The sequence below is a fragment of the Natrinema longum genome (assembly GCF_017352095.1).
GTDB classification, from domain to species: domain Archaea; phylum Halobacteriota; class Halobacteria; order Halobacteriales; family Natrialbaceae; genus Natrinema; species Natrinema longum.
The window spans coordinates 868,192-892,396 of the sequence record NZ_CP071463.1; the positions used below are offsets into that span (position 1 = coordinate 868,192).

At 54.1% G+C, this 24,205-nt stretch carries 27 protein-coding genes, 2 tRNA genes and 2 pseudogenes; 18 read left to right on the forward strand and 13 right to left on the reverse strand.

Going from position 1 to position 24,205, the window contains the following annotated elements; genetic code table 11:
- Positions 1 to 729 carry an ATP-binding protein gene (locus tag J0X27_RS04290; protein ID WP_224214661.1) on the forward strand — a complete coding sequence of 243 codons (729 nt, stop codon included), beginning with the start codon at positions 1 to 3 and terminating at the stop codon, positions 727 to 729.
- Here J0X27_RS04290 and J0X27_RS04295 read toward each other — a convergent pair.
- From J0X27_RS04295 to J0X27_RS04310, 4 genes are all read right to left on the reverse strand, one after another.
- Positions 726 to 1,937: a hypothetical protein gene (locus J0X27_RS04295; protein ID WP_207271211.1), complete on the reverse strand. Its 1,212-nt coding sequence runs from the start codon at positions 1,935 to 1,937 to the stop codon at positions 726 to 728. The two genes, J0X27_RS04290 and J0X27_RS04295, sit on opposite strands and share 4 nt — an antisense overlap.
- 152 nt (positions 1,938 to 2,089) lie before the next feature.
- Positions 2,090 to 2,392: a WDGH domain-containing protein gene (locus tag J0X27_RS04300; protein ID WP_207271212.1), complete on the reverse strand. Its 303-nt coding sequence runs from the start codon at positions 2,390 to 2,392 to the stop codon at positions 2,090 to 2,092.
- The gene (locus J0X27_RS04305; RefSeq protein ID WP_207271213.1) at positions 2,389 to 2,580 is read right to left on the reverse strand and encodes a hypothetical protein; all 192 of its coding nucleotides are present in this window, start codon (positions 2,578 to 2,580) and stop codon (positions 2,389 to 2,391) included. Before J0X27_RS04305 ends, J0X27_RS04300 begins: the two co-directional genes overlap by 4 nt.
- Entirely contained in the window at positions 2,577 to 2,972 is a 396-nt protein-coding gene (locus J0X27_RS04310) for a hypothetical protein (RefSeq protein WP_207271214.1), read from the reverse strand. Before J0X27_RS04310 ends, J0X27_RS04305 begins: the two co-directional genes overlap by 4 nt.
- A 446-nt stretch (positions 2,973 to 3,418) precedes the next feature.
- Here J0X27_RS04310 and J0X27_RS18255 point away from each other — a divergent pair, with 446 nt between their 5' ends.
- Positions 3,419 to 3,616, forward strand: a complete 198-nt coding sequence (locus J0X27_RS18255) for a DUF8053 family protein (RefSeq protein ID WP_484549479.1) — start codon at positions 3,419 to 3,421, stop codon at positions 3,614 to 3,616.
- Positions 3,617 to 3,882: 266 nt separating this feature from the next.
- Here the strand turns inward: J0X27_RS18255 and J0X27_RS04315 are convergent, their stop codons facing one another.
- Entirely contained in the window at positions 3,883 to 4,776 is an 894-nt protein-coding gene (locus J0X27_RS04315) for a DUF8172 family protein (protein WP_207271215.1), read from the reverse strand.
- 478 nt (positions 4,777 to 5,254) lie between these two features.
- The gene (locus tag J0X27_RS04320) at positions 5,255 to 5,596 is read right to left on the reverse strand and encodes a WYL domain-containing protein (protein ID WP_207271216.1); all 342 of its coding nucleotides are present in this window, start codon (positions 5,594 to 5,596) and stop codon (positions 5,255 to 5,257) included.
- Between the two features lie 483 nt (positions 5,597 to 6,079).
- On the opposite strand from J0X27_RS04320, the pseudogene J0X27_RS04325 reads away from it, so the two are divergent.
- The 5 genes and pseudogenes from J0X27_RS04325 to J0X27_RS04345 all read left to right on the forward strand — a co-directional run bounded on the left by J0X27_RS04325 (position 6,080) and on the right by J0X27_RS04345 (position 11,793).
- Positions 6,080 to 6,909: pseudogene (locus J0X27_RS04325) on the forward strand (IS5 family transposase).
- Between the two features lie 434 nt (positions 6,910 to 7,343).
- Positions 7,344 to 9,314 carry a helicase C-terminal domain-containing protein gene (locus tag J0X27_RS04330; RefSeq protein WP_207271217.1) on the forward strand — a complete coding sequence of 657 codons (1,971 nt, stop codon included), beginning with the start codon at positions 7,344 to 7,346 and terminating at the stop codon, positions 9,312 to 9,314.
- 143 nt (positions 9,315 to 9,457) lie between these two features.
- Positions 9,458 to 10,045 (forward strand): tyrosine-type recombinase/integrase, encoded by a 588-nt coding sequence (locus J0X27_RS04335; protein WP_207271218.1) that lies wholly within the window; start codon positions 9,458 to 9,460, stop codon positions 10,043 to 10,045.
- A 186-nt stretch (positions 10,046 to 10,231) separates the two neighbouring features.
- Complete coding sequence (locus J0X27_RS04340; RefSeq protein ID WP_207271219.1) at positions 10,232 to 10,804, forward strand: hypothetical protein; 573 nt, start codon at positions 10,232 to 10,234, stop codon at positions 10,802 to 10,804.
- Positions 10,805 to 10,806: 2 nt separating this feature from the next.
- Positions 10,807 to 11,793, forward strand: coding sequence for a Kiwa anti-phage protein KwaB-like domain-containing protein (locus J0X27_RS04345; protein WP_207271220.1), 987 nt, complete (start codon positions 10,807 to 10,809; stop codon positions 11,791 to 11,793).
- Between the two features lie 59 nt (positions 11,794 to 11,852).
- On the opposite strand, the gene J0X27_RS04350 is transcribed toward J0X27_RS04345, so the two are convergent.
- Together J0X27_RS04350 and J0X27_RS17855 are read right to left on the reverse strand one after the other, a co-directional pair.
- Entirely contained in the window at positions 11,853 to 12,053 is a 201-nt protein-coding gene (locus tag J0X27_RS04350; protein WP_242634235.1) for a hypothetical protein, read from the reverse strand.
- A gap of 866 nt (positions 12,054 to 12,919) precedes the next feature.
- On the reverse strand, positions 12,920 to 13,234 hold the full coding sequence (locus J0X27_RS17855) for a helix-turn-helix domain-containing protein (RefSeq protein WP_224214660.1): 315 nt from the start codon (positions 13,232 to 13,234) through the stop codon (positions 12,920 to 12,922).
- Between the two features lie 207 nt (positions 13,235 to 13,441).
- Between J0X27_RS17855 and J0X27_RS04355 the strand changes: the two genes are divergently transcribed.
- The 4 genes from J0X27_RS04355 (at position 13,442) to J0X27_RS04370 (ending at position 16,094) form a co-directional block, all read left to right on the forward strand.
- On the forward strand, positions 13,442 to 13,813 hold the full coding sequence (locus J0X27_RS04355) for a hypothetical protein (protein ID WP_224214659.1): 372 nt from the start codon (positions 13,442 to 13,444) through the stop codon (positions 13,811 to 13,813).
- A gap of 1 nt (position 13,814) precedes the next feature.
- Positions 13,815 to 14,060, forward strand: coding sequence for a hypothetical protein (locus tag J0X27_RS04360; protein ID WP_207271222.1), 246 nt, complete (start codon positions 13,815 to 13,817; stop codon positions 14,058 to 14,060).
- Positions 14,057 to 14,545, forward strand: a complete 489-nt coding sequence (locus J0X27_RS04365; RefSeq protein ID WP_207271223.1) for a helix-turn-helix transcriptional regulator — start codon at positions 14,057 to 14,059, stop codon at positions 14,543 to 14,545. Before J0X27_RS04360 ends, J0X27_RS04365 begins: the two co-directional genes overlap by 4 nt.
- A 541-nt stretch (positions 14,546 to 15,086) precedes the next feature.
- Entirely contained in the window at positions 15,087 to 16,094 is a 1,008-nt protein-coding gene (locus J0X27_RS04370; protein WP_207271224.1) for a tyrosine-type recombinase/integrase, read from the forward strand.
- 114 nt (positions 16,095 to 16,208) lie between these two features.
- On the opposite strand, the gene J0X27_RS04375 is transcribed toward J0X27_RS04370, so the two are convergent.
- A tRNA-Ala gene (locus J0X27_RS04375) sits at positions 16,209 to 16,280 on the reverse strand.
- Between the two features lie 168 nt (positions 16,281 to 16,448).
- On the opposite strand from J0X27_RS04375, the gene J0X27_RS04380 reads away from it, so the two are divergent.
- The 3 genes from J0X27_RS04380 (at position 16,449) to J0X27_RS04390 (ending at position 18,634) form a co-directional block, all read left to right on the forward strand.
- On the forward strand, positions 16,449 to 17,153 hold the full coding sequence (locus tag J0X27_RS04380; protein WP_207271225.1) for a class I SAM-dependent methyltransferase: 705 nt from the start codon (positions 16,449 to 16,451) through the stop codon (positions 17,151 to 17,153).
- A 238-nt stretch (positions 17,154 to 17,391) separates the two neighbouring features.
- A tRNA-Gly gene (locus tag J0X27_RS04385) sits at positions 17,392 to 17,462 on the forward strand.
- A gap of 221 nt (positions 17,463 to 17,683) precedes the next feature.
- Positions 17,684 to 18,634 (forward strand): site-specific integrase, encoded by a 951-nt coding sequence (locus J0X27_RS04390; protein WP_224214658.1) that lies wholly within the window; start codon positions 17,684 to 17,686, stop codon positions 18,632 to 18,634.
- A gap of 320 nt (positions 18,635 to 18,954) precedes the next feature.
- On the opposite strand, the gene J0X27_RS04395 is transcribed toward J0X27_RS04390, so the two are convergent.
- The 4 genes from J0X27_RS04395 to J0X27_RS04410 form a co-directional block, all read right to left on the reverse strand.
- Positions 18,955 to 19,167, reverse strand: coding sequence for a hypothetical protein (locus J0X27_RS04395; RefSeq protein ID WP_207271226.1), 213 nt, complete (start codon positions 19,165 to 19,167; stop codon positions 18,955 to 18,957).
- Between the two features lie 135 nt (positions 19,168 to 19,302).
- Positions 19,303 to 19,488, reverse strand: coding sequence for a hypothetical protein (locus J0X27_RS04400; RefSeq protein WP_207271227.1), 186 nt, complete (start codon positions 19,486 to 19,488; stop codon positions 19,303 to 19,305).
- On the reverse strand, positions 19,485 to 19,835 hold the full coding sequence (locus J0X27_RS04405) for a HalOD1 output domain-containing protein (RefSeq protein ID WP_207271228.1): 351 nt from the start codon (positions 19,833 to 19,835) through the stop codon (positions 19,485 to 19,487). Before J0X27_RS04405 ends, J0X27_RS04400 begins: the two co-directional genes overlap by 4 nt.
- A gap of 82 nt (positions 19,836 to 19,917) precedes the next feature.
- Positions 19,918 to 20,562 carry a helix-turn-helix domain-containing protein gene (locus tag J0X27_RS04410; protein WP_207272026.1) on the reverse strand — a complete coding sequence of 215 codons (645 nt, stop codon included), beginning with the start codon at positions 20,560 to 20,562 and terminating at the stop codon, positions 19,918 to 19,920.
- 191 nt (positions 20,563 to 20,753) lie between these two features.
- On the opposite strand from J0X27_RS04410, the gene J0X27_RS04415 reads away from it, so the two are divergent.
- The 4 genes and pseudogenes from J0X27_RS04415 to J0X27_RS04430 all read left to right on the forward strand — a co-directional run bounded on the left by J0X27_RS04415 (position 20,754) and on the right by J0X27_RS04430 (position 23,994).
- Positions 20,754 to 21,419, forward strand: coding sequence for a helix-turn-helix domain-containing protein (locus J0X27_RS04415; protein ID WP_207271229.1), 666 nt, complete (start codon positions 20,754 to 20,756; stop codon positions 21,417 to 21,419).
- A gap of 37 nt (positions 21,420 to 21,456) precedes the next feature.
- Entirely contained in the window at positions 21,457 to 21,885 is a 429-nt protein-coding gene (locus tag J0X27_RS17860) for a DUF7344 domain-containing protein (RefSeq protein ID WP_224214657.1), read from the forward strand.
- Between the two features lie 670 nt (positions 21,886 to 22,555).
- Positions 22,556 to 23,233, forward strand: a pseudogene (locus tag J0X27_RS04425) (IS6 family transposase).
- Between the two features lie 440 nt (positions 23,234 to 23,673).
- Complete coding sequence (locus J0X27_RS04430) at positions 23,674 to 23,994, forward strand: DUF3784 domain-containing protein (RefSeq protein WP_207271230.1); 321 nt, start codon at positions 23,674 to 23,676, stop codon at positions 23,992 to 23,994.
- Positions 23,995 to 24,205: the final 211 nt, after the last annotated feature.

Here is a 24,205-nt window from a genome sequence, read left to right on the forward strand (position 1 = left end):
ATGGCTCGAATCACCGTGATCGGCGCGTCCGGCTCCGGCAAGAGCTACTACACCGGGGCGCTCCTCGAGGATCGCGTACCGAACTTCGACATCGCGGTTCACTTCGACCTCGAGGACGAGGAGGGTGGACTGTCGGTCGAAGGCAACGCGCTCTACGGGACACTGGTCGTCGACAAGGACCGATTCGAGTCAATCGATTGGCCGAAATGCCTCTTCAATCACCGGAAGCTCCGGGTCGTCCCCGACGCTCTGGACGACGAAGAGATCGAAGAACTCTACGGGCAGATCTGTGAGGCAGCGATGTCCCTGTGCAAGGACCTGGAGATCGAGGCGGCCCCCGAGTCGGCGCTGGTCTCGTGCGACGAGGCCCATCAAGTCCTCAGTAAGCACAGCCTCGACAGCCGCGTCAACCGGATGCAGACCGGCGGACGGAAACACGGTGTCGAGACGATTCATCTCGCCCAGCGGCCGGCACTGATGCCGCTGACGATCCTCTCGCAGTCCGACCGACGGATCTACTTCCACGTCTCCGAGCAGCGCGACATCGACAAGATCAACAAGGCGAGCACGTTCGACGCTGACCGGCTGAAGAATCTGCAGGCTCGCGAGGCAATCGTCGAGAACAAGCACTCGGGAGAGTTCGAAAAGATCGACACGGACAACTGCGACCGGGAGCGGCCACATTTCAGCGGCGACGACGGGATTCTGGACGACGCGCTGCCGGTCTAACCCTCGAATTCTTTCATCGGGTCGTAGCAGCTGCCGCCAGGACACTCGAATTTTCCAGTGGCCGGGTCAAAAGCCGATTGGAGACGTTCACTTAGGCGACCGAGTACGCCGGCTTGCTCGAGGGTTATCTCTCCCTCCTCTGTGGGGAACTCCTCGGTCGGATCATCAGGCATGACCCGTCCGCCCTCGAACCCGTCGAGATCGTCAAACTCGAGCGGATCCTGCCCGTGAACAGCCCGAATTCCGTTGATAACGCCGGCGTAGTGCTCGGCTTCGTCCTGTGCTTCTCGCGTCTCGGTTCGGGCGAGTTTGTACCCGGACCAGGCTTTCTTGAGTGCCGTCAGCGCTGGACCCGGAAGCCGGTCGCGACCGACATCGTCGGGTTCCGGTGTCGGTGCCAGTTGAGCGAGTTCCTCGTCGCTCGGTTCTTCCGGCGGGTCAGGCATCGAGCTTCGAGCCCAGGCTTCGAACGACTGTGACTCGGTCTCGAGGTCGGGATCGTCGATGTCGTCCGGATCGGGGGCGGAAAAGACAGCTTCGGGATCCTCATCGAGATCGTCGACCGTCCCGATCAGGTCCTCGATATCGTCCCGATCGTAGCCACACTCTTCGAGCAGCGCCTCACAGGCGTCCTCTTTCCCGTCGGAACAGGCATCTTCGGCGCTGCTGCACATTTCTCCGTGGACCTTCTCGGCCTGCTTTGCGACCTGTGCCTGTCGCCGTTCTTCGTCTGCGTCGAGTCGATCCCCGACTTCTTGCTGTTTCCACTCGTCGGCGTGACTCCGGTGCTCGTCGGTCGTGAGGTCTGGGTCGTAAAACGAGAGCCAATCGTCGATTCCGTGGCCCTGGAGGATCGCCTTCGCGGACTGCGCGTGGAAGAGGTGGCGGTGTGCCTCCCACGAGCCTCGATCCTCGAGTTGCTGTCGTTCGTTGGCAGTTAGCTCTTCTTGGCCAAACTGTTGGGCTTTTTCGGCCTTTCCGGATTCAGCGAGACGGACCGCTTCGTCGACGACGTAGTCGGGAGCCTCCGAGACGATCGTGACGGTCTTTGTCCGACGGTCATCGACTGGTGCAAGGTGGTCCGGGTGATCGTCACGAAACGAGTTCGCAACGTCGATCGTCCCGAACCGGATCTCTTCCGGATCGTCGATGTCGGGAGGACCCGGGTGAGAGGGCTGTGGCTCGTCAGTTCTACTGCGGGAACTCATGCGTATTCTACTAGCCGGGTTACGAGGAAATAGATTAGTGAAAACTGGAGAATCAGGGGACGTAATGGCGAAATTGGGCCGATCTATTGGCCGGGCCGTGACGTTCGAACCCGGCACTCGAGAACCGCCTGTGGAGGGCCGAAGCGAAGATATCAGCTGCCGGCTTCAGCGAACGTTCGGAGTCGGGTGTTCTTTTCGTCGCGACCATGCCCGTCCCATACTCTCGAGGTCTGTGGCAGGGCCGACCGACGAGCGAGATCGCGAGGGACGTGCCAGCTGACCTGTCCGGTCGGGAGCCGGGCCCAGACGATCGCCCATTCGTCGGCGTCGGCATCGTCCGCGTCGGGTTCGTACCAACCACCGGCGTAATCCTCGAGAACGGCCATATGGACCATTGCGACAGCGAGCAGGTTTCGATCGGTGTAGACCTCATCAACCGTTTTCTCGACGGTCATGCTCGGTAGACCTCGTCGTCATCCTGCTCGAGGACGATCTCGTCGGTCGTGTCGCCCCGACCGTCGACGTTCTGGTCGGCCGGGAGTTCGCGACGATCAGTTGTCCGCTGGCCGATCGCGAACGCCGCGGCACTGGCAAGCGCGAGACCGCCAGCGACGACATCGGTCAGACTATCTCGATGGCTCATGCCGGTAGCACCCCGAAGACGTCGAGTAGTACCCCGGTGGGGACCGCTGCGAGGACCCCAAGTACCGAACCGCCGACGCAGTAGTGCGGTTCCCGCGGACAGTACCGGAGCCGCTTCCGGAGCAACCAGGGGAAGAACGCGCCGGCGACGACGAGCGTCGTCAGGAATAGGAACGTCGGCTCGCCCAATACGATCGCTAGAAACGCCGGTGCGAACCCAACCGTGAACGAATGGATCTCGTCGTATTCGAGGTGACGAGCCCATTTGATTGGGTTGACGTAGTCAGTTCCCTCGAGGCCGTCTCGATCGTCGCTCGAGCAGCTGCGCTCGGACTGATTGATATCGTCAACGCCGGCGAAGAGGGTATCGTCGGTCGGGTCGTCCCGACTCACGCTTTCTCACCTGGGTAAGCGTCGGTGAGCGTTACCGAGGTTCCAATCGGTCCGACATCGACGCCGGCGATCGGGAGCGCGACCGGCTCTTGGAAAGCGACCGGACGGGGACCCGTACCGCCGAAATGGTTCGCGCACGTCCCGCAGAGACGGACCGGACTATCTTCTTGGCCGAGTGGAGTCCAATCAGTGGACTCGAGACCGCAGGCACTCGCGACGATTCTGCCGTTGCCGATCGCGACGACGTGGGCGGCGAGTCCATCGGGTGTCCGGGCGAGTGCGTTCCACTCTGGGGTGCAATTCTTTGGGCTGAAGTCGCTCATTTGCAGGTCACGAGCACCTCACCTCGAGGAGTATGTCTACAGTGATAGCACTCTGGAATATCGTAGTCTCGTACTGGTGAAACCAATGTTTAAACAGATTCAGGACCTGTTCAAAATGTAGCCATGCCGATCCATCAGTTGGTACAAGTTGGTCGTACGTCGGGCGGTGTCGTGCTCCCGAAGAGCGAACTTCGGGCGCTTGGATTGGTCGACGATGAGGGCAACGTGAAAGATCAACCAGTGCGGGTGACGCGAACCGATACAGGGACCTGGGAGGTTTCTGTTATTGATCCAGAAGATTATCCGGCTTCAAATCGGTGAATTACAGTCTGTCTTCTTTACCCTCGAAAATCAACGGTAACCCACAGAGAGTAGCTATTATAATTCGGCTGACTTTCCGGCGTATATCTCACTCACAGAAAGCAGGGTTCTGTTGAGAAGTTTTATCAACAGCAATCTCATAGGCATTCACAGTAACCATGACCCTACAAGAAGCTGTTCGCGATGTCAGTGAACAGTACGATGTCCCGGACAACGAGCGTCTCCGGGAACTGGCGCGATCGAACGCGCACCTCCGCGACTAAGTCTTATTCCGTTTCAGAGCTGCTGTTTTCGGTTCGCAGGAAGTCGATGAATCCCTCTTCGGATAGTGCTGGCTCTTGAACGAGGTTTCCTGCCCCACCCCGAGTGGCCAGTTCCTCCGCGAACTCGATGCAGTGTGTCTCGTGCAGCTCGGCGTATTCCTCCCACGCCTCGTAGTAGTGCATATCGAGGTCGTACTCGTCGAGCGGGATCTCGATATCATGCTTTCGGCGGACGATCTCGCACCCGTTCTGTTTCAGCGTGAGGAAGTACAGGTTGTGTCGTCGAACGGTTAGCAGCCGTTTTGATTCGACGATATAGGGATCGACCCACTCACGCCATTCGTACTCTTCGGTATGCGTTTTTGGTGTTTCAAATTCGGCCCCTGCCGCCTCGAGATAGGTCTGTGCCATCGTAATCCCCGTCCGGTGATTCGCGTTCGGAAGCGAGTGCCGCAGGATCAGGTTCGACATCAGGCTTCCGGCAACGTCCGTCGACGATCCGTCCCACGAAACGTGCTCGACCGCTTCGGGGACTCGCTCAATCTCGAGGTCCTTGTAGATCGCAAGTTCACTCCCGTTCTCCTGTTCTTCCTGTTGCATCTCGGCGAAGAACTGGAGTAACCAAATCGCGATGACCCGGCTCGTCGGATCCATCGGTTCTAAATCTTCCTCCAACTGAGCGGGGCTGATTTCTCGATCGAGATCGTCAGCCGTTCCCGATACACCCGGCGTATAGAGGACACGTACGTCTCCGTCCGGGAGCGAGTAATCCATCACCTTGATATCGGTTGTTGGGTCGTGGAGTTTGTCCTCGAACGCATCCGGATCCGTACTGACATCCTCGAGCGAATAGTTGATATCGTCCGGATGGTGCTGCTGGACAACTCGAGTCGGCATCTGATTGACTAACTACTACGAGGAGAGACGGATATATCCGTTGTCCTTAGCGTTCCGTGGTGTCCGCAAAGTCGGTCCTCGAGGACAGCGGGAAGTACAGGGAAAAGCCACCTCAGTCAGTGTAGAACGAGACCAGTCGCTCTAGAGAAGTGGTCCCAAAATCAGAGTATGTTGAAATACTGCAACGATGCAATAACTGCAATCGCTAAAATCAGTATCAAAAGCTGTATCTTTGGATCGACGTCCTTGCGAATTCGAAAGCCCCAATCCATGTCTTCTAACAGTTGAATCATTATAATCCAACTATATGAAGCTTGGCCAGATATCATACCGCAAGGTAGGTACACGTACTTATCGGAGTACCGTGTCCGCGACCCCACTCTTCGTGGACAGTAATAAGTACAGAGAATCCAAAACCCCAGAGATCCATCTTCGGTGGTTGGGAACCAAGGGCAGAATTGGGGGTGACTAGATTACCCTATTTGGGAAGGCTGACGAAGATTTGCCTCATATCCTTGTCCTGTGGATTGTAATACTCAGGCGAATTCGAGCGGATGTCGTTGTCCGTGACTACGACGTTCCGCATCCGGTCCACTCTCGCCATTCGCCAGAAAGGCATTTCGTCGGGATATCCTGACTCGCTGTATCCCGCGACCTGGTATGCTCTGAGACACGGGTTCCCGGTGTCCGCGTGAATACCGTAGCACCAGGGTTCTAACTCACGTTCGTGGAAGCCGACCTCATCCTCACCGCTATAATCCAGTCTTAGCGTTTTACGCCGATCCATCGCATCCTGAATCTTCGAATCAATGCTGGACATACTGATTATAGTCACCCTAGTTATAAAAATCATTGGAACAGTAGCGATGGATGACGAGTTGATGTCGTCATTTCGTGTCGAGATACTCACTCTCGTTTACCGCTGTTCTGAGAGGCTATTGCTACACTTGTTGGAGCAACATTCCAATCACAGTTGAGATGTACGCATCTCTATTTCCCACGAGTACTGTGTCCGCGAACCACTCTTTGAGGTCACAAAGGTGTCCGCGAAGCCGGTCCTCGAGGACATTTGAGTGAAATTCAAGCTAATTTTCGTGCTGACAGCGTGATTCCCCACGTTCTGTAGGGATAAATATCCAGATCAAGGACATCACGGAATTCTGTACCTAACGGTACAGTTCCCAACAGGACATCCTCTGATATACACTCACATGTATTGTGTATAGGGCTGCGTTGAATCACTAGACGGCGTCGGGGAAGGTCAGTAAATCGAAGGAGTTGAAGCGGGGAAATTTGGTTGTCCATGACACAAATCTCCCGCTTCACCGAGCGTTGCGTCTTGATTGCACAAAGAGTTACGGGTGAACGAGGCGAATCCGCCGCCCCGACTGGTGGCGGCGGATTCGCCGACTATGCCCTCATTTCGCTGCATTGCCTCCGGATTTACCTCGATACGTCCTACCGGATGACGATCGATCTGTTGAAGGAAATGCCGCAAATAACAGGGGAGATCGGCCTTGACGTGGCCGATCTCCCCGATCCATCTACGCTGTGTAAGTCGTTTGATCGGATCGAGATGAGTGTCTGTCGAGTGCTGCTGCGCCACTCGGCGCAGCTGCACAACCCCTCTGAACACGCTGCTATCGACGCAACATTCTACGAACGTGATCGTGCGAGCCGCCACTACTGCCACCGAACGAATTACCGCGTTCAAACGCTCAAAGTCAAAAACTCGTCGATACAGCAACGCAAGCCGTTCTTGATCTCCACTGTTCAACAACGTTAGAAGGAAGCGACGCGGACCTCTGTGAGCAGATCGCCCGCCGGAATGCGGGCGATCTGCGGTCCCTTGCCGCTGACAAGGGCTACGATAAGCAAGCGCTCCGCGACCAGCTCCGTGAACTCGACATTCGCCCGCTGATCAAACATCGGATCTTCGCCCCATACGATCACGCTCACAACGCTCGTATTGACGACAATCGGTACGCTCAGCGATCAATGACTGAAACCGTGAACTCCGCAATCAAGCGCTCGCTCGGCTACGCCGTGCGAGCGCGTACCTGGTATCGAGAGTTCCGTGAAATCACCCTGATGTGTGTCGTCTATAACATCAAGCGGGCCGTCAAACAGTGAAATCCACCGCCGTATGGCGATTCAACACAGCCATCAACTCTGTTTGCTTCGCCATTAGCTCCTTTTGTTGGGCCTGTGTGTCGACTTGCCGCCGTAGCTCGGCATGCTGCTGATAATAGAGATACGCTAGAATCCCAGACAACAGAAGAGAGCCCAGTCCGCTTAGTACTCCAACCCAACTTTCGATATTATTGATCCAGAGAAGAACCATTGGTGTGTTTCCAATCGATTCGGTTACACTATTATAATTTCTGTGGAGAGATGAGACAGATTCTCAGCTTGACTGTGTCGTTGGATACCTCCATCTGTGTCGTACTCTCCTGTCGTCTCCGATAGACTCAGTAGTCAATCCGATCACTTTGGCTATAATTCAGAAAACAATTAATGTCTATAGACATACTTTGATATGAGAATCTCTGCTCGAGAGCAGTCAAATGACTAGAACACAACCACCCCTTCCGGATATTGACCGTGATTTAGATGCAAATTGGCCAGCTCCCGGTTATAGAAGTGGACAACAGAGGATCTACAAGGAGGCCGCTTCAGTTCTATTCGGTGATACTGACCACGACATAATCGTAATCGATGCTCCGACTGGAGTTGGAAAGTCAGTTATTAACACTGCTCTCTGCAATTTAGCGAACAGCTCTTTTTACACAACACCACAGAAATCACTTCGAGATCAACTTGTAAACGATTCTCTGCTGAATGGATACGTAAATACACTTCGTGCTCGCAAGGACTATATCTGTGACTATGCTTCGAGTCCTGGTGATCCGGTAAATTGTGCAGAGTGCCACGTCAACAACACCGACATCGAGAAATGCAGCGACCATTCAGGCTGCCAGTATTGGAACGCAAAGGAGCGTGCTATAGAATCAAAGATAGCGGGATTGACGTTTGCATATCTTAGAATAGACGGTTTCATTCCGGTTGTTAACCCAAACTCAGATGATCAAGAGCAGATTTCATTTGGCGATCGCGAACTGCTTATTGTAGATGAAGCACATTCAATTGAACAACAGTATTCGTCGATGTTTGCTGGGTTTAAACTCACGCCTGAACTCTCAACCAACCTTGAAGAATTAGGAATCGGTGAGTCACTTCGATCTGCAATCCCTGACTCCTTGTTCCATGCTGAGGATCCTAGTCACGATTTAGAACTGGCTCCGCTTGAGGATCACATTGTTAGCAACGATCTTATTGACGATTTATTTGGCGCAAAGGAGGATGCGATCGCCGAACTCCAAAATCACAGAAAAAGGTACGCACGATTAGTGAAAGGGGCTATCAGACGGAAGCAAAATTTGGAGACGGGACTCTCTGAAGCGGAGTTGCAGGCCCAGATTTCTGAGGGCATGGCCGATTTTATAGAGAATCTTAAGCTCCCTGAGTCAATCGATATGCGGATGGTTGATGCGAAGGACTATCCTTCTCAGCCACTGTCTGAGCTTCGCAATGAGATCGAGAAAGAGATTCAAATCATGGGAGAACTCCGCGATTTTGTCAGTAATATTGAGGTAGGCTTCTCCGACGAGTATGATCCTGAAGAGAACCCTTGGTTTGTCGATGTTAATACCGGTCCACTCACGGCGACAGAATACAAATTTAACCCTGCAAACGTTGGTGACCTGCTTAAGCAACAGATCTGGAATAGAGCCGATAAAGTAGTTCTCTCATCGGCTACTATTCCTTCTCATGGGGCAACTGACCGCAAGGAAGGTATCTTAAAGTGGGTAGATCGGATCGGTTTGGATCCTGAATCAACACACGTTATCACTGAAGATTCACCCTTCCCGGTTGAGAATCGCAGGGTTAGGATTGACTACATCGGGAATATGTCAAGCGGAGGTTTTGATGCCAATATCGACGAAATCAGCCGTACCATCAACGAACTTTCCACTCTCCACCCTAGTGAGAAGGGTCTTGTCCACGTTTCAAGCTATAAGCAAGCTTCTCATCTTGGGGAGACAATTGACGATCTTAGCGATGTGGACGTATCGGTTACTGTCCATAAGAAAGAACAAGATGCTGAATCAGCGCTTGCAACGTGGCAGGGCGGCCAATCTGACTCTGCTACCTACACTGGGACACAGATTTTAATCACACCATCTATGAAGGAAGGCGTAGATCTTGCGGGAGACAAGTGCCGCTGGCAGGTGGCCACAAAAGTACCATATCCGAATTTGGCAGATCCCAGAGTCCGCTATCTACAGGAAAATCGAGGTTGGTCTTGGTATCATTCTGAGGCAACGACTGAATTAGTCCAAGCTGCAGGCCGTGGCGTCCGTAGTGCTGAGGATAATTGCGAATTTTACGTACTTGATGAGGCGTTTAAGAACGTCTGGCATTTAGCTCCGTCTTGGTACTGTGATGCAGTTACATCAGAGTCTCGGCCTGATTAGTTTGAGGCATAAGGACATCATCGATACAGTGTCCGGGAATTGCGGTAGTCTCGGACAGATTCACCCCAATATCCCCTTCGAGCCCCACCGAAAGAACTAGATTCCCGCCCGTTTTTGTCCGAGATGCAGGCAACTCGGACGCCATGAATCTGAAACAGCACGAGAATCGCGACGATATGAAGGTCTGGCTCAGCCAGAACGAAGTAGAACAGTTGCTCGAGGCTGCCGATGGAACCCAGCAGCGGATCGCGTTCGCGCTCGGTGCCCGCTGCGGCCTCCGCTCACACGAAGTCCTCGACGTCGCTCCTGAGGATATCGTCGATACTGATGCCGGAACGATGCTCCGCGTCTGGCACGGGAAAGGGGACAAGTTCCGCGAGACGCCAGTCCCGCGAGATCTGGCGACGACCATCCGTACTGTCGACGACGTCCGCGACGCGCCGACCAGCTCGTCGCTCGTCGAGATCACGAGTACTCGATCGCTTCGCCGGTGGGTTCGATCGGCGGCTAACCAGCTGTATGACAAGACGGAAGACGCCGGATGGAATCATCTCGGCTTTCACGACCTCCGACGGACCTGGGCGACTGCACTTGCCTCCGCTGACGTCGATCCGCTCTTGGTGTGTGATTGGGGAGGATGGAATGATCTTGAGACCTTCCTTGAACACTACCGGGGAAGTTATAGCCCAGAGGCACAACAACGAGAGAGAAATAAGGTTGATTGGCTTTAGATTCGGGAACTCCTCCAGTTGAGAAGTTCCTATAAACAAGCTCTTCAGGTGTTCCTATGGGGTTTAATCATAGAATCGTTTTAGTTCCACTTCGGGGCAGAAATGTATATGCATGCAACCCCTCAGATACAACCCAGCAAAGCAGCAACGCGCAAGAAACTCATAACTAGAAATCAGGAGTCCACTATGGCAGAGTACAGAGGATATTTAAAATGGCTTCTTTTCTTCAGTTCTTTCACACCTCTGTATGCAATATTAATGTTCAAACACTGGGGGTTCAAAGTAACAGTAGATCATAGATATTTGAGCGAATACACTGGTATTGAATCTATTGATGTTCCTATTCTTACTGTTCTCTGGATCATCCTGACAATAGCTTCTCTATTCGGTCTCTGGCTTGCAATATCTGTTAGAAAGACTAAGGAGCCGAAGTGGACTGATGTTGAATCATATCGAAGCCGGAATGATCTTATAACTAGTTATATCTTAGTCTATATTTTCCCATTTGTGGTTCTTGACTACACGGAAGTGGGTAACTGGTTAGCTTTCGGCGTATTCTTTATTGTGATTGGAATTGTTCAGGTGCGCTCTAACCAACTTCATGTAAATCCTGTCCTGGCCATATTTAATTACGATATATATGAAATTGATACAGGGCGGAAACAGATTACGTTAATATCTCGCAAGAACCCTGACAAGTTCCCAGAATCTGTTCAAACAATAGAACTAAGTAATGACGTACATATCGCCGCTTACTAGCAATGGATGTGGAGGATGCGCATGACCATTTGCGTAAAGCAAAGGATCTCGTTAACGAGGATCCCACAAATTATACTAGACAGTTTCTTTTAGTAGACAAATCTGACAATATTGATGGAGAATATGAGGCTGGAGAGGTTCCTCTTCACAGAAATATTCAGATAAAAATTAGCAAGTGGGTTCTAGAGCAACTTCAGACTGAACTCAACAAACTAAAGAACGAGTCTAGAAGCCTAGCAAAATACGATATTGAAAATGCTAATAAAAAGAAGGTGCCTATTCAGTACATTGATACTGATGACGTACCTTTGTTTGATCGTTTTCAGTCAATCGTAATGGGGAATTCTTTCTCTGAAACAACTTATGGAGAAGAAGATGACCCATCTTTTCAAGTATTCCGGGCGATTAATCGGCTTCATCAGGATCGCTTTGCAGCATTTAGTGTATATACAAAAAGCCAAATAATTGGACATACATGGAAAATAAAAGCTGCCTTGAGAGGAAACGAGTATAATACGTTTGAGGAGGACCTAGTTGCTCTACCAGACACATATGACGTTATATATTATAATGGTGTCCTTTTCATTTTCAACCCTGGAAGATTCGAGAAGATGTTTGATTATTTCGAGACATATGAAGAGAGTGCATCAAGCGTTTTCGACAGTTTAGAAGAGTCTGATCTCACAATACATAATCTAGACAAAGTAAAGACAACAGTGATGAACGACAATATCTCTCTGAGAAAAATGAGTGTTATTGAAAAAGTCGGTGTATATGATTCACTAACACTTGATAAAGCAGAAGAGATAATTAATGAATATAATCTGAATCTAAATATTGAGGAAGATCCTGAGGATGGCCGAGGAATTAGGGTCCCAGACTTGCGACACCGCCATGATCTTCTACGGTTATTAAACGATGATCATCTAGCATCCGAATTAACAAATGAGCTCTACCAGGTATATGGGAAAGATCGCCGGTCTGATTGATATTTATATCAAATGCTGTGCGGCATCTCCATTGTCAGCTACTCATTCAGAAGGAACGGTCAACCACGTAACGCTCGAGGAGACGGCGTCGGTCGGTTCCCAACATCGAGCTCGCCGTCGAGATACTCTGTCCCCTCGCAGGTGATCTCGTACATATTGCTGTCCTCGAAGATCGGGGCGACGAGCCCGACCTGAGAAAGGAGTTGACACCGTTCGTCAACCCGCCCACGCGATGCTATGAGTTTGATGACTTGAGACATATGCCGTGGTGTAGACCACGGATTATCTGAAAGGTGCTCAAGAATCCGTTCATCCAGTGTGCACATCCAGCGGGCGGGCTTCCGGCTCATTACGTTTCAGTGGTTTGGCTTGCAGTTGGACCGTCGTTCGAGCCGTTTCTGTTGAGATCTACCTCGTTTTCAGCACCATGCACCTTTTCAGAATATCGTCAAATCGAGAATGACACATAATCATTTCGTTTGTAAAGATAATATGGCGAGACAATAAACGATAAAGCACCCATCGTTATAAGAACGAGAAATACAAGAATCCAAGTCAACCATTTTCCGGGACTCCGTTGTGAGGTGGTCTCTCGAATGTACCGTGCATCATATACAAGTGAAATTGAATATAAGAGTACCAACCCCAATTGGATGTAGCGAATGGTGATACTATCCTGTACAAAGAGAATGAAAAAGTACACTATTAGATAAAGAAAAGGCAGTACTGCGACAACTTGCCACCAGTCATCCCGGATGGAACTCATTGAATTGGATTTTGTATTAGCCATAATTATATATTATATTAATTAGTCTTAAATTCTGGTGATTCGTTTTCTGATCAACTGTTGTGATGGCTTTGGCTGATGGTCCGCATCTATTTCACCCTCAAGATAACGTATCCCCCACGTCGTAATCTCATACATATCATGATGGACTGGAGCAATTAAACCAGCACAGGCGAGCATCTGACATCGTTCTCTTATTCGACTCTTTGACGCTCGGAAGTACGATCTTGAATCCATCACTGACACTGACGACCATGGTTCTTCATCCAGATGCTCGAGTATACGGTCATCGAGTTGCACCATCCAAGACGCAGAGTGGCGCTGTTTCATACGAATAGGTTAGGTTGAATTTTGGACGCTATTTGTAGAGGAATCGGCTTTATCTTCGTTCCTATTAACTCGAGTCCAAGTCTCTGTGTCAAGTTCACCTTTGAGATAGGCTTCACCCTCATCAGTGATGACGTAGACTCCGTTACCAAGATGGGTGAGAAGCCCTTTCTCGTTGAGTTTCCTGCACCTTCGGGCGATATGCTGCCGAGAGTAGCGAATATGACCCTTATCTTTCATTTCTTTTGGAGAACCTGAATCGTTCTCGTAAATATATTCTAAAATACGATCATCGACGAGAGACATCCAGTCTCCTGAGTAGCGCATACTCTCATATACGCTTCGACGGTGTCTAAATATACTTAAAATAGCATTCGCACTCCCATGGTTCACAGATAAGTTCCCGTAACATTCATGTTCCGGGAGGCTACACATGTGGTTGAGGAGCTACCAACTCGGCTGAAGATGACTCTTGTTGGTATGTGGGATTGGGCGGCGTCCCAGCGCCGCCCAGAAGGTAGCTCCGTGATGATAATGAATCTCGGAACTTCCGTGGGGCATGTACCCCACGCACGGCAAGAGACATCGCCAGCCAAAAGGTCTGACGCTCGGTGCGCCTGCGGCGCTCGAGCAGAAGGCTACGACGCCCGCAGCGACGAACCAATTTGTCACTCCTGCTCGCCTCTCCGCGCTGACGGTGATCCAACGTCGGGCTCACCCGAAGCACGGCGGCAAGCGGACGCGCTCGAGACGATCGCCAGCGAACTGCGGTACCAGAACGCGGTTCTCTCCGAAGTCATCAACACCCTCGACGCGATCCACGGCGAGGGGTTTCGGTCGCCGACGGCGATTCACACGGCGATCGAGGACCACGACGTGACTCGGCGCGAGCAGGAGGGGATCTAAGATGGTCGACGACGCGCTCGTCGACGCGGTCGAATCGATCCCGGACGCTGATCCCGACAGCATCGCGCAGTACGACGACGATTATGGTCACTTCGTGATCCACAGCGATGCCGACGAGCAAGACGTCGCCGAGATCGACGCGGCCCTCGAGGACGCGGGCTACGAACGCGACGGCCACCTTCCCGTCCCCGACATGGTACAGCAGAACTTCCGTCCGCTCGAGGACGGGGAGGGGGATGACGAATGAGCGGACACCCGCTCTACTCCTGCGACACGCCCGGCTGTGACGGCTGGAAAGAGGTAATCACGCCCGACGGCTACGTCTGCGAGGACTGCGCGGACGAACTCGCGACGGACTACGAAGCCGAGCCCGAGCTGGTGGCCGACGGCGGCATCGCCTGGGGCGACCTCACCGGATTCCAGCGGGACATTCTCGAGGCGATCGCCGCCATTGGCTCCACTGGCGAGGATTCCTACGGCCTCGCGATCAAGGAGCAACTCGAGCAGCACCACGACGAAGTTCTCCACGGACGGCTGTACCAGAACCTCGACAGCCTCATCGACGACGATCTCCTCGAGCGCGGGGAACTCGACGGGCGGACGAACAGCTACACGCTGCTGCCCGAAGCCAAGGCGCTGCTTGAGGAGAGCGTTCACCGACGCGCGGACGCCTGCGGGCTCCAAGTCACCGAAGCCGACGACAGCGACGAGAGCGGTGATCAGGATGAGTAACGAAGCGCACACAACGGGCTTCTGTACGAATGGCGGTGCGTACGTCCTCGCTGTCAAGGACGAGAACGGTGCGACCTGTCCCGTCTGTGGTGCAGAGGTCGAAACTGCGACTCGAAAAATCGAAGGAAGACTATGAGTGGTGATCCCGAGACGGTCAGCTGCACGACCTGCGGGGCGACCGCGCGGCGTATCACCTGGGGCTCGACGGATACGACCTGCTTCCGTTGTAGCGAGTGCCACGCCGGCGGTCACATCGTCTACACCGACGGTGGCAGGGGACTCCGGCGCGGCGGTGTCTTCCGCCGGCTCAGTAACTACGCGACACGGAGGGTCAGCGCATGAGTGACCGGTCTATAGAAGGTACTGAACCCAGCGCGACGACGCACAACAAGTGGGTCTGTGAGGAGTGTGGAAATGTCGTCTGGCTACCTGATGATTCTCTCGGCCTCCAAGTAGATCACTCCAAACGACCGTTTTGCGGGTGTTCAGAACAAGGAATCCGAATGACACAGATCTATGGTAAAGAGGGGGAGGTGTCGATATGACCGATGACCTCGAGCCGATCTCACCACGCGAAGCGGTCGACCTCTACGTCTCACACCGCGAACTCGAGGTGAGCGAGAAGACGCTCCAGAATCACAAGTACCGGCTCGACGCCTTCGTCGAGTGGTGCAACGAGGTCGGGATCGACAACCTCAACGATCTCACCGGCCGGCATCTCCACCAATACCGAGTGTGGCGACAGCAGGACGTGAACATCGTGACGCTCCGCGGGCAGCTCGCGACGCTCCGCGTCTTCCTCGAGTTCTGTGCGTCGATCGACGCCGTCGAACCGGGGATGCGCGAGCGGGTGAAACTGCCGGACGTCGACCGCGGTGACGAAGCGCGCGACGAGATGCTCGACGCCGATCGTGGTCACAAGATCATCGGCTACCTCGAGCGGTACAAGCGCGCGAGCCGTGACCACGTCATCATGGCGATCCTCTGGCACACGGGGATCCGCCTCGGGAGTCTTCGCGCGGTCGACCTCGAGGACTACGAGCCCGACGAGCAGTGCTTCTGGTTACGACACCGGCCCGATACGGGCACGCCGCTCAAGAACCAGGGGCCAGCCGAGCGGGCGATGGCACTCGACGACTACTACTGCGATGTCCTTGACGAGTACATCCGTTTTCACCGTCACGATGTCGTGGACGAACACGGCCGCGAGCCGCTCGTCACGAGCGACCAGGGGCGGCTGAGTTCCGGACAGATTCGTTCGGAGGTGTACCGGCTTACCCAGCCCTGCCTGATCGGGGAGTGCCCGCACGACCGCGATCCGAACGACTGCGAAGCCACGGAGTACGGGCACTACTACGACTGCCCGAGCAGTCTCTCGCCGCACACTATTCGGCGCGGGGCGATCACCTACCAGCTCCGCGAGGACATTCCCGAGAAGATCGTCAGCGACCGCTGTGACGTTTCCTCTGAAGTCCTCGATCGCCACTATGACCGCCGTACAGACCGTGAGAAGATGGAACAGCGACGCGACTTCATCGAAGACCTATAACAGGAACATGACTCTCACACAAGCCGCTGTCAGCACTGTCGTATCGATAGCCGCCAGAATACCCACAGGGAACGGAATTCGGCAATTAGAAGGCCTGAAACGCCAAATTTCGAGTGGACTCGCCGGGATTTGAACCCGGGGCCTCTCCCATGCCAAGGGAGTGATCTACCCCTGATCTACGAGCCCTCGTACGCATCCCACAGTTCCCGTCGGGAATAGATAAACCCCTCGAATTCCTCGAGTCCCCGTCACGGTCCCACATTCTCCCCGTCGATACGCGACCGTGACCGATCGACGCGGGTCCCTCGAGCGGGTTGCGAACGCTTTTTGCGCGTTCCCCGACGACACCCGACGATGGCCGAGGACCGGAATCGGGCTCGAGACCGAACGGAGAGCCGAGACGAGGACGCCCGTCGCGCCGACGTACGCGACACCTACGATCGGATCGCGACCCACTTCGCGTCCACGCGAGAGTACGCCTGGCCCGAAGTCGAGACGTTCGTCGAGGCTCACGCGAGCGACGTCGCAGGCGTCGGGCTCGACCTCGGCTGTGGCAACTGCCGTCACGCTGAACTCCTCGCTGCCCACCTCGAGTCCGTCGTCGGCCTCGACGTCAGCCGCGGCCTGCTCGAGACGGGGCAAACACGGGCGCTCAAGCGTGGCTTCGCCGTCGACCTGATTCAGGGGGACGCCGCGGCGCTTCCGTTGGCGACAGACAGTATCGACGTGGCGGTCTACGTCGCGACGCTGCACCATCTGCCGACGCGGGCCGCCCGCACGGCTAGCTTGGACGAGCTCGCGCGCGTGCTCAGACCGGGCGGCCATGCACTCGTCAGCGCGTGGTCGACTGCCCACGACAAGTTCGAGGAGACCGAGGGGTTCGACACGACGATCGAGTGGACCCTCCCCGGCGGCGAGACGGTCGACCGGTTCTACCACATCTATGCCCCCGACGAGTTCGAGGCCGAACTCGCCGACAGCGCCCTCGAGTGTCGCGAGGTAGAACTCTCGAGTGGGAACTGTTACGCGACAGTGACCGGCACCGGGTCGAACGCGTAGCCGTCGCCTCGCCACGGAGGCCGGATTGCTGTTGGACATTCGATCCTGGCTCGAGCGGTGAGCACCGTCGACTGATCGACATCGTCGGGGTATTCGTGTCCGCCCGATCCGAGTCGGCTGTCGAATACCGTGACTCGTTTTTTCGCGCGTCGTTCGGGCCGGCGGTGGCGCTGATCGCTAGCGGGGGATCGAACCGAAAAGGAAGAGCCTTAAACGTGGAACGAAAACCCGAAACTGCGCGCGGATGGTCTAGTGGTAGGACCTGAGCCTTCCAAGCTCATGGCCCGGGTTCAAATCCCGGTCCGCGCACTCCATAGCCCTTCTCCCGTTGGTTTTCCGGGTTTCCAGCAATGACCCGACCATGCCATTCGAAGCTTACAACGTGGGTTGGCGTATCGCACCCCGGAGCCGCCCCCGGATTATAAAAAGTTTCAGGCTTACTAGGGGTATAGTCAGCGGTTCCCCTGTTTTCGCGGAATCGGAGGTGAGGGCTTATGTAGGATGAACGTAACGAGGTCGATGGAATCGTTGTGGTTCCGGAACAGTCGGAGAAATACTTGAACCAGCGGCAGCTCGAGGACTACCACAGCTTCCGGACACAGTTGATCAAGTGGCTTCTCAACCTGGGAAAGGATCCGGAGATGGCTGAGGGTTACGCGTTCGACACTACGCAGCAGAGAGGGCATAAACTGGATCAGTTCTACCGGTGGATCTGGAGGCAGGAAGAGGGTTATACGCTCCGCGTCACGACAGATCACGCGGACGAGTACTGTAAGGAGTTGGTGTACGAGGAGCTGTCGAAGACTCACAAGGCTGCTGTCCAGAAAGCGATCAAATCACTGTTCAAGTATTTGAACCATGAGAGAGGACGGAGTATCGACTGGGAGCCGGAGATCAAGTTCTCCAGTGGAGGAGCTACACACCAGATACGGGACTTCCTGACAGGAGACGAACGACGGAAGATCAAACAGAGTGGTCTCGAGTACGGATCCATACCCCACTACAACTCCCTCGATCCCCGAGAACGAGAGAAGTGGAAGACTCATCTGGCGCAGCGGTTCGAGAAACCGAAGAACGAGGTAACCAGGAGTGACTGGGAGAAAGCGAACGGCTGGAAGTATCCCTCTATCGTCTACACATCGATGGACGCAGGACTAAGACCCAAGGAGGTTGGACGCGCCAAGACAAGCCGGTTGGATCTCGAGAACGGGATGCTTCGAATCCCCAAGGATGAGTCCACGAAGAATACGGATGACTGGCACGTCGCTCTCAGCGAACGCACATCGAATATTCTCCGGAAATGGGTGAGTGAACGAGAGATTACGAAAAGTACCGGGGGACGGAAGCACTGTGGCTTACCAAGTACGGAAATCCGTACGGTAGCTCGTCGCTCAACCGGTTGCTGGACAAACTCTGCGAGGAAGCCGGTATTCCGGTGGAGCACAGGGATATGTCCTGGTACTCAATTAGACACAGTGTAGGTCCGCAGATGAGCCGTGACCAGGGACCCGCCGCCGTCCAACAACAGCTTCGACAGAAAAGCTATGAGATGGCTGTCCGGTACGACCAGGCACCTGTAGGCGATCGACAGGAAACGGTCAACAACTGGGACTCAATACTTCTTGATCCGGTTCCTCTGGCTCTGTTGAAATCCCATTCTTCAGATAAATTATCGCCTGAAACAGCCGGTCGATGAGAGCTGCGTATCGATCGCTGAGGGTTCTGCCAGTTCTGATAGTTGTTCAAGTAGTCGTGCAAGCCCAAAGCGCGCATTCAGTAGCAAATCGATTACAGGACCAGGTTACTCGTCATGATCGTCATCGATCTGTTCAAGAAACCGACGTACCTCGTTGAATTTCATTCCTCGCCGTACCTTGTCTTCGAACCTGTCGAACTCGACGAACCCCTCATCCGATAATTCGGGAAGTAGGACGTGATGGAGTTCGTAACAAATCGTGAGGTACTCCCCGGAGTTGAGAGTCTCTCCCTTACGAAGAATCGGGTCAGCAGACATCGAACTCTCGTCGAGGAGCGCACGTAATACTCGCCGCTGTTGCGCTGAGAGTACCCGTTTGATGCGATCTTGGTTACAGCGTTCGTCACTCACAGGTCAAGTAGTTGCTACCGATCCGGCCACGCTCGAAGTCGTTCACTCCGAATGCTCGTTCTTTTCGACTTCGGTGACGATCACGTCCCAGTCAGGATGTTCGACCCCATTCCGACATTCGAATCCGCCTTCCACATCGATTCCACTCTCGTAGGCCCTGCGAAGGAGGTCTTTCAGCTCCGCGTTTAATTCTTCCTTCGACGCAAGCGAGGTCTCCTCAGACGTCATCTTCCCGCCCCCCTTTCGTGTTTCTCCACTGCGAGTTCGTTTTCTGGTGTGATAGTGATCACACCGTAGCTGTGTACGGTTATTGCGTGCCCCTCGTACGTGAATGCAGCGTGGGTATCCCCGTTTGTCCCGTTGCGAACGCGGACGAGCGCATCTAATTCGTCGGCGTCAACAGTGGAATGGAGCGGGTCGAGTTCGACAGGGTCAGTATCCATTACGTCCGCCAGCGTTGCGACAACAGCCATGCTCGCTGGTGTCTTCTCCTGATCGAACTGGGTGCGAACAGTCCCAGATTCCTGAGCGTACTCAACCGCTTCTACTCCAACCCCAGATATCGTTGTACCCATCTAGACTGATTCTAGCCGTCTGAGTCGGTTCAACAGGGATACTGATAGTACAGTAGGTTTAAAACGCAGACTATCCGAACGATCACGACGAACTGCTGAGTGTCGCTCCAATAAGGCGTCGATGTCCCCGACGGAGTCGTGACGATAGTGACTGCTGGGTGATACCGAGTTCGTCGGCAATCTCTTCGAGCGACGCCTCGCGTGGGGAGTCGAAGTAGCCCCGTTCGTAGGCTAGTACCAGCGCCTCGCGTTGGGTCTCGGTCAACTCGTAGCCCTCTCCCTGGATCGGAAGCATGGCGTGGACGGCGGTGATCGCTATCGGAATATCGTTTTCCTGGCAGTATTCTCGAAACTCAGCGAGCGTCTCCTGACTCTCACCGCGTACCTCGAACCGCCATTCCTCTTTCGTTCCAATCCCGGAAAGCACGACGACGTTGGCCTTGGCAAGCGCACTCAGGATGCCGAAGTACTCTGACTCCCACTCGGCCCGCATGAGATACTCGTCTTCGACGCTATCGACCACTCGAATGTTGCTCACGCCGGAATGTGACTCGAACGCAGCTTCGATATCCTTCGTTTCTACATCGCGCACCCAGAAGTACGGGATAATCAGCGTCTCGTGTGGAATCAATCGCTCCAGTTCAACGGTCACACCCGGCAGGTTCTCGAACACACTTCCCAGCGGAAACTCCGCTACCGGACTCGTAAACTCCATCACAGTCGCCATGCGGAAGCCTTCGTCTGGCAGACGAATAACCGGCATGGGTGGTGTATCATGGCTTCGAGACGAGTCAACGCACTGTTGCTGGCCGAGATGGTGTGCGCTGCGAGCGGGGTGTACCTCTGGCACCCGGATGGCCATGGTGCACCATGTCACCTCCTTTTGTGCAACCGGACAATCTAGTCTTACAAGCGAGTATGAGTGTGATAACGGAGGTTCGCATCCCATCCGATGATTTTGAACTCGGGCAAATCCTCAGTCTAGAGAAAGCCTCGGCTATCGAACTGGAAACGCTCGTCCCGAGTGGGGACGTGACCGTGCCGCTCTTCTGGGTCTACGAACCGGTCGAAAACGGCATTCTCGAGGCCGTCGAACGCTATCCAACGGTTAATAGCGTCACGGAGGTTGACGTGTTCGACGACCGGACGCTCATCAGGCTCGACTGGGATGCGAGCCAGGACCACCTTTTTCAGTGCATTTTGGAACACGACGGGCAAATACTAGGTGCTACTGGATCACCGGAAGGGTGGAATTTCGAAATCCGATTCTCAGACCGCGAAGCAATGAGTCAGTGCCAGACCTGTTGTGAGGACGCGCACATCTCTTTGGATTTAATCCGCATATATAATCCGACGGACCCTGAGGCCGGTCCGTGGTACGGCCTGAGTGAGCACCAACGAGAAGCGTTGACGCTTGCCATTCGAAGGGGATACTACGACATTCCACGAGGGTGTACGACCGCAGAGTTAGCTGACGAACTCGGAATTTCCGATCAGGCAGTGACGGAGCGACTGCGTCGTGCCATTGGGACGTTCGGGAGGTACACACTTCTCACGCCCGAGTCAGCAGCGGAAATGGACTGACTGTTTCCATTATGCACCATGGGACAGAGCCAGGCAGATGGGACTACGCTATGTGAGTATGGATGAGAGTCGAGAGATGGGGACACGTGAGATACAGTCAATTGATGAGGGTACCGGTTCTTCGGGGCGTGAGAGATCGATCTCCCCCGATACGATTCTGTCGGCAGTAGCGAACGAACACCGACGCGCCACCCTCAACGCGTTGGACAACGCTTCTGAGAAGACACTGGAATACGATGCGCTCGTAGATCGCGTTGCAGACCGGGTTCGGAACGAAGACCCGAGACGGGAGTCAGACGAACACCAACAACGCATCCGAATTGTACTTCACCATACTCATCTTCCAAAACTGGAGGAGGCTCGGATAATCGACTACGAGGCTGAAACGGGGCACGTCCGGTTTGTTGGCGGTGAACTGGAACAAGATCTCCTGACGTTGGTCGAGCCGTACGAGGCCTACGAGTGACAGAATATCGGATCGACTTCCCCTTCGTTCGACCTAAATCAGCCGTATTGTACGAATATGTATTGTTCGTCGTCTTCAGTCTCTCATTGAAACGCTCTGGGTGAACGAGGATGGGGAACGGTTGATTGATACTACAGTTCAATCGGTGCGTCGAGGGTAGGATCGGCATCAAGGATCGTAGATAGGGTCGGCTGGCCCTGTTGAAGTCCTCAGTAGATAACACATTCTGAGCTGTTTGCAGTCAGTATAGGACGTACAAATGGTAGGATGCAAGTAGGAAATTACTGACGAACTAGGATTCATTCTGTGGCGACTCTTCTTGACTCCCAAGGAGCCAGTAAAGCGCCAACCCCAATACAGCTTCAAGTGGACCAATGAAGACTGCGCCAAGAAGAAACAGAAAATACGCCAAGAGACCATGGTTGGAACGGCTGGTATCCATCTTGTTCTCGTATTCCGTTGATTCCACAAAAAGTTCTTCGCTCAATTCGCACTCTTCAGTGACTAACTGCTTCGAACTGTGCTATGTCTGAAGAAGAGGATTTCAACAGAACCGCATTAGATGAACTGGACGGTTTCAAACAGTCAGACACGGAGAAAGTATAGAATAAGGGCACTGTCTAGTTGAGCCAGTTTGAGAAGTGAGCAGGTCGTACTGTTGAGTTGGTTGATGCTCGCAGACCTGCTCAGCGAGAGTTATGAGACGGATTTAGAAGAATCTTGGGAGAACGAGCGGACGGCGACGCCCGTCAGGGCGTTCGCCGCCCGCCTCCATCAGACCGGTTGTTCGCTTCGGGAGACAACAACGATCCTCGCTGAATGAGGCGTTGAACGCTCTCACGGAGCAGTCTGGAACTGGGTCCATCGGCTGGCTGACAGCGGACGCGACCCACCGACGGCATCGCCGTCGCGGGTCGCTGTTGACGAGACCGCTGTCAAGATTAACCGGGAGTGGTCTTGGTTGTATGCTGCAATAGACATCGAGACGAAGTTACTCCTTGATGTCGCGTTATTTGGGCGACATGGCACCGATCCGGCGGCTGCGTTCCTGGCTGGCCTCCGTGAGAAACACGATCTCTCAGAGGCTGAGTTTCTCGTCGATCAATTCGGCTATCGGACTGCTCTTGCTCGATTAGGATTGAGCGGTCAGGTCAACTATATCGACCGAAACCTCATCGAAAAGTAGTTTCATACCCTCAAAATGCGGATCGACCGCTTCCATAATTCGTGGGTGGGTAGTCGGGCGAGCGCCCGTCAGTGGCTTGAACAGTTCGTGCATTACTACAACCACCTGAGGCCGCATCAGGCTCTCGATGGAAAAAAGCCGGTCGAGGAGGTGCAGAACTAGACAGTGCGTATAGATGTAAGCCCTAAAGCTCACGACACCGGCCTTTATAATATCCTAAATAGTATTACGAGCCGAGGAAACCGGGAACGCTAACGAGGGAAAATGCAAGACTGAGACGGGGTGACTGTCGAAGTTGGTGTTGAATCTGTGTCGTTCTGCGTCGAATTGAACCCTGTTTGATGGGTGAAATCACACGGATTGTGATAGAAGCCTTCCAAGCTCATGGCCCGGGTTCAAATCCCGGTCTGCGCATTTCTGCTGCGAGCAATACCGCGAGCAGCAGCGATCCCGGTCCGTGCACTCCTCACGCCTGCTCTCCGTTGTTTCCTGGTTTCCACCAACGGCCCGTCTATGCCGTTCGAAACTTCCACGGACAGTGAATATCCCGTTCGAATTGTTTCCTAGACAGTTTTATGTCGTAGTTTAGTGTACTAACACGTATGATCGAGTCACTGGCCGAATCGCCGGAAACAGTGCTCGTCGGACTCGGGACCGTGCTCCTCGGGTATCTGATCAAGTACCGCGAATGGACGTTCCTCATCGCTGGCTACGATACATCGACGGACGTCCCGAAAGGAGTCGCAGCGAATATCGTCGGCAATCTCGCGATTCGAGTGGGCGTTGCGACGATCGCGTTCGGGCTGGTCGCTGCCGGGAGATCGGTGCCCGAGGCAGTCGCGCTCGCGTTCGCCGCCATCGTCCTCCTCGGAGCAGGCCGCACTATCTACCGACTCCAAACGTATCAGAAAACGCCGACATGAGGTCTGACGTGGGTTCCGGGCGACGACCGCTCTCGAGTTGCCGCTCGACTCTGTGAACCAGTCGCCGAATAGTGGGTCGCATCGACAGTCGCAGTGGTGCTTCCCGCTTCACAAAACTGCAGTACCTGTAAAGGCAACTGCTAATTGCTATACCGTGCGTTCGCGTCGGGTTCGTGGGCTCCAGGCCTCGAGCGCGACCCCCAACATTTCA

Coding starts and splice junctions, on each gene's coding strand:
- J0X27_RS04300 (WP_207271212.1), bottom strand. CDS start 2,392: ATGACCGTCGAGAAAACGGTTGATGAGGTCTACACCGATCGAAACCTG.
- J0X27_RS04335 (WP_207271218.1), top strand. CDS start 9,458: ATGAATCTGAAACAGCACGAGAATCGCGACGATATGAAGGTCTGGCTC.
- J0X27_RS04365 (WP_207271223.1), top strand. CDS start 14,057: ATGAGCGGACACCCGCTCTACTCCTGCGACACGCCCGGCTGTGACGGC.
- J0X27_RS17855 (WP_224214660.1), bottom strand. CDS start 13,234: ATGCGCTACTCAGGAGACTGGATGTCTCTCGTCGATGATCGTATTTTA.
- J0X27_RS04330 (WP_207271217.1), top strand. CDS start 7,344: ATGACTAGAACACAACCACCCCTTCCGGATATTGACCGTGATTTAGAT.
- J0X27_RS04350 (WP_242634235.1), bottom strand. CDS start 12,053: ATGTCTCAAGTCATCAAACTCATAGCATCGCGTGGGCGGGTTGACGAA.
- J0X27_RS17860 (WP_224214657.1), top strand. CDS start 21,457: ATGGGACTACGCTATGTGAGTATGGATGAGAGTCGAGAGATGGGGACA.
- J0X27_RS04340 (WP_207271219.1), top strand. CDS start 10,232: ATGGCAGAGTACAGAGGATATTTAAAATGGCTTCTTTTCTTCAGTTCT.
- J0X27_RS04400 (WP_207271227.1), bottom strand. CDS start 19,488: ATGACGTCTGAGGAGACCTCGCTTGCGTCGAAGGAAGAATTAAACGCG.
- J0X27_RS04370 (WP_207271224.1), top strand. CDS start 15,087: ATGACCGATGACCTCGAGCCGATCTCACCACGCGAAGCGGTCGACCTC.
- J0X27_RS04415 (WP_207271229.1), top strand. CDS start 20,754: ATGAGTGTGATAACGGAGGTTCGCATCCCATCCGATGATTTTGAACTC.
- J0X27_RS04430 (WP_207271230.1), top strand. CDS start 23,674: ATGATCGAGTCACTGGCCGAATCGCCGGAAACAGTGCTCGTCGGACTC.
- J0X27_RS04360 (WP_207271222.1), top strand. CDS start 13,815: ATGGTCGACGACGCGCTCGTCGACGCGGTCGAATCGATCCCGGACGCT.
- J0X27_RS04405 (WP_207271228.1), bottom strand. CDS start 19,835: ATGGGTACAACGATATCTGGGGTTGGAGTAGAAGCGGTTGAGTACGCT.
- J0X27_RS04290 (WP_224214661.1), top strand. CDS start 1: ATGGCTCGAATCACCGTGATCGGCGCGTCCGGCTCCGGCAAGAGCTAC.
- J0X27_RS04395 (WP_207271226.1), bottom strand. CDS start 19,167: ATGTCTGCTGACCCGATTCTTCGTAAGGGAGAGACTCTCAACTCCGGG.
- J0X27_RS04410 (WP_207272026.1), bottom strand. CDS start 20,562: ATGGCGACTGTGATGGAGTTTACGAGTCCGGTAGCGGAGTTTCCGCTG.
- J0X27_RS04320 (WP_207271216.1), bottom strand. CDS start 5,596: ATGTCCAGCATTGATTCGAAGATTCAGGATGCGATGGATCGGCGTAAA.
- J0X27_RS04295 (WP_207271211.1), bottom strand. CDS start 1,937: ATGAGTTCCCGCAGTAGAACTGACGAGCCACAGCCCTCTCACCCGGGT.
- J0X27_RS04315 (WP_207271215.1), bottom strand. CDS start 4,776: ATGCCGACTCGAGTTGTCCAGCAGCACCATCCGGACGATATCAACTAT.
- J0X27_RS04305 (WP_207271213.1), bottom strand. CDS start 2,580: ATGAGCCATCGAGATAGTCTGACCGATGTCGTCGCTGGCGGTCTCGCG.
- J0X27_RS18255 (WP_484549479.1), top strand. CDS start 3,419: ATGCCGATCCATCAGTTGGTACAAGTTGGTCGTACGTCGGGCGGTGTC.
- J0X27_RS04345 (WP_207271220.1), top strand. CDS start 10,807: ATGGATGTGGAGGATGCGCATGACCATTTGCGTAAAGCAAAGGATCTC.
- J0X27_RS04380 (WP_207271225.1), top strand. CDS start 16,449: ATGGCCGAGGACCGGAATCGGGCTCGAGACCGAACGGAGAGCCGAGAC.
- J0X27_RS04355 (WP_224214659.1), top strand. CDS start 13,442: ATGAATCTCGGAACTTCCGTGGGGCATGTACCCCACGCACGGCAAGAG.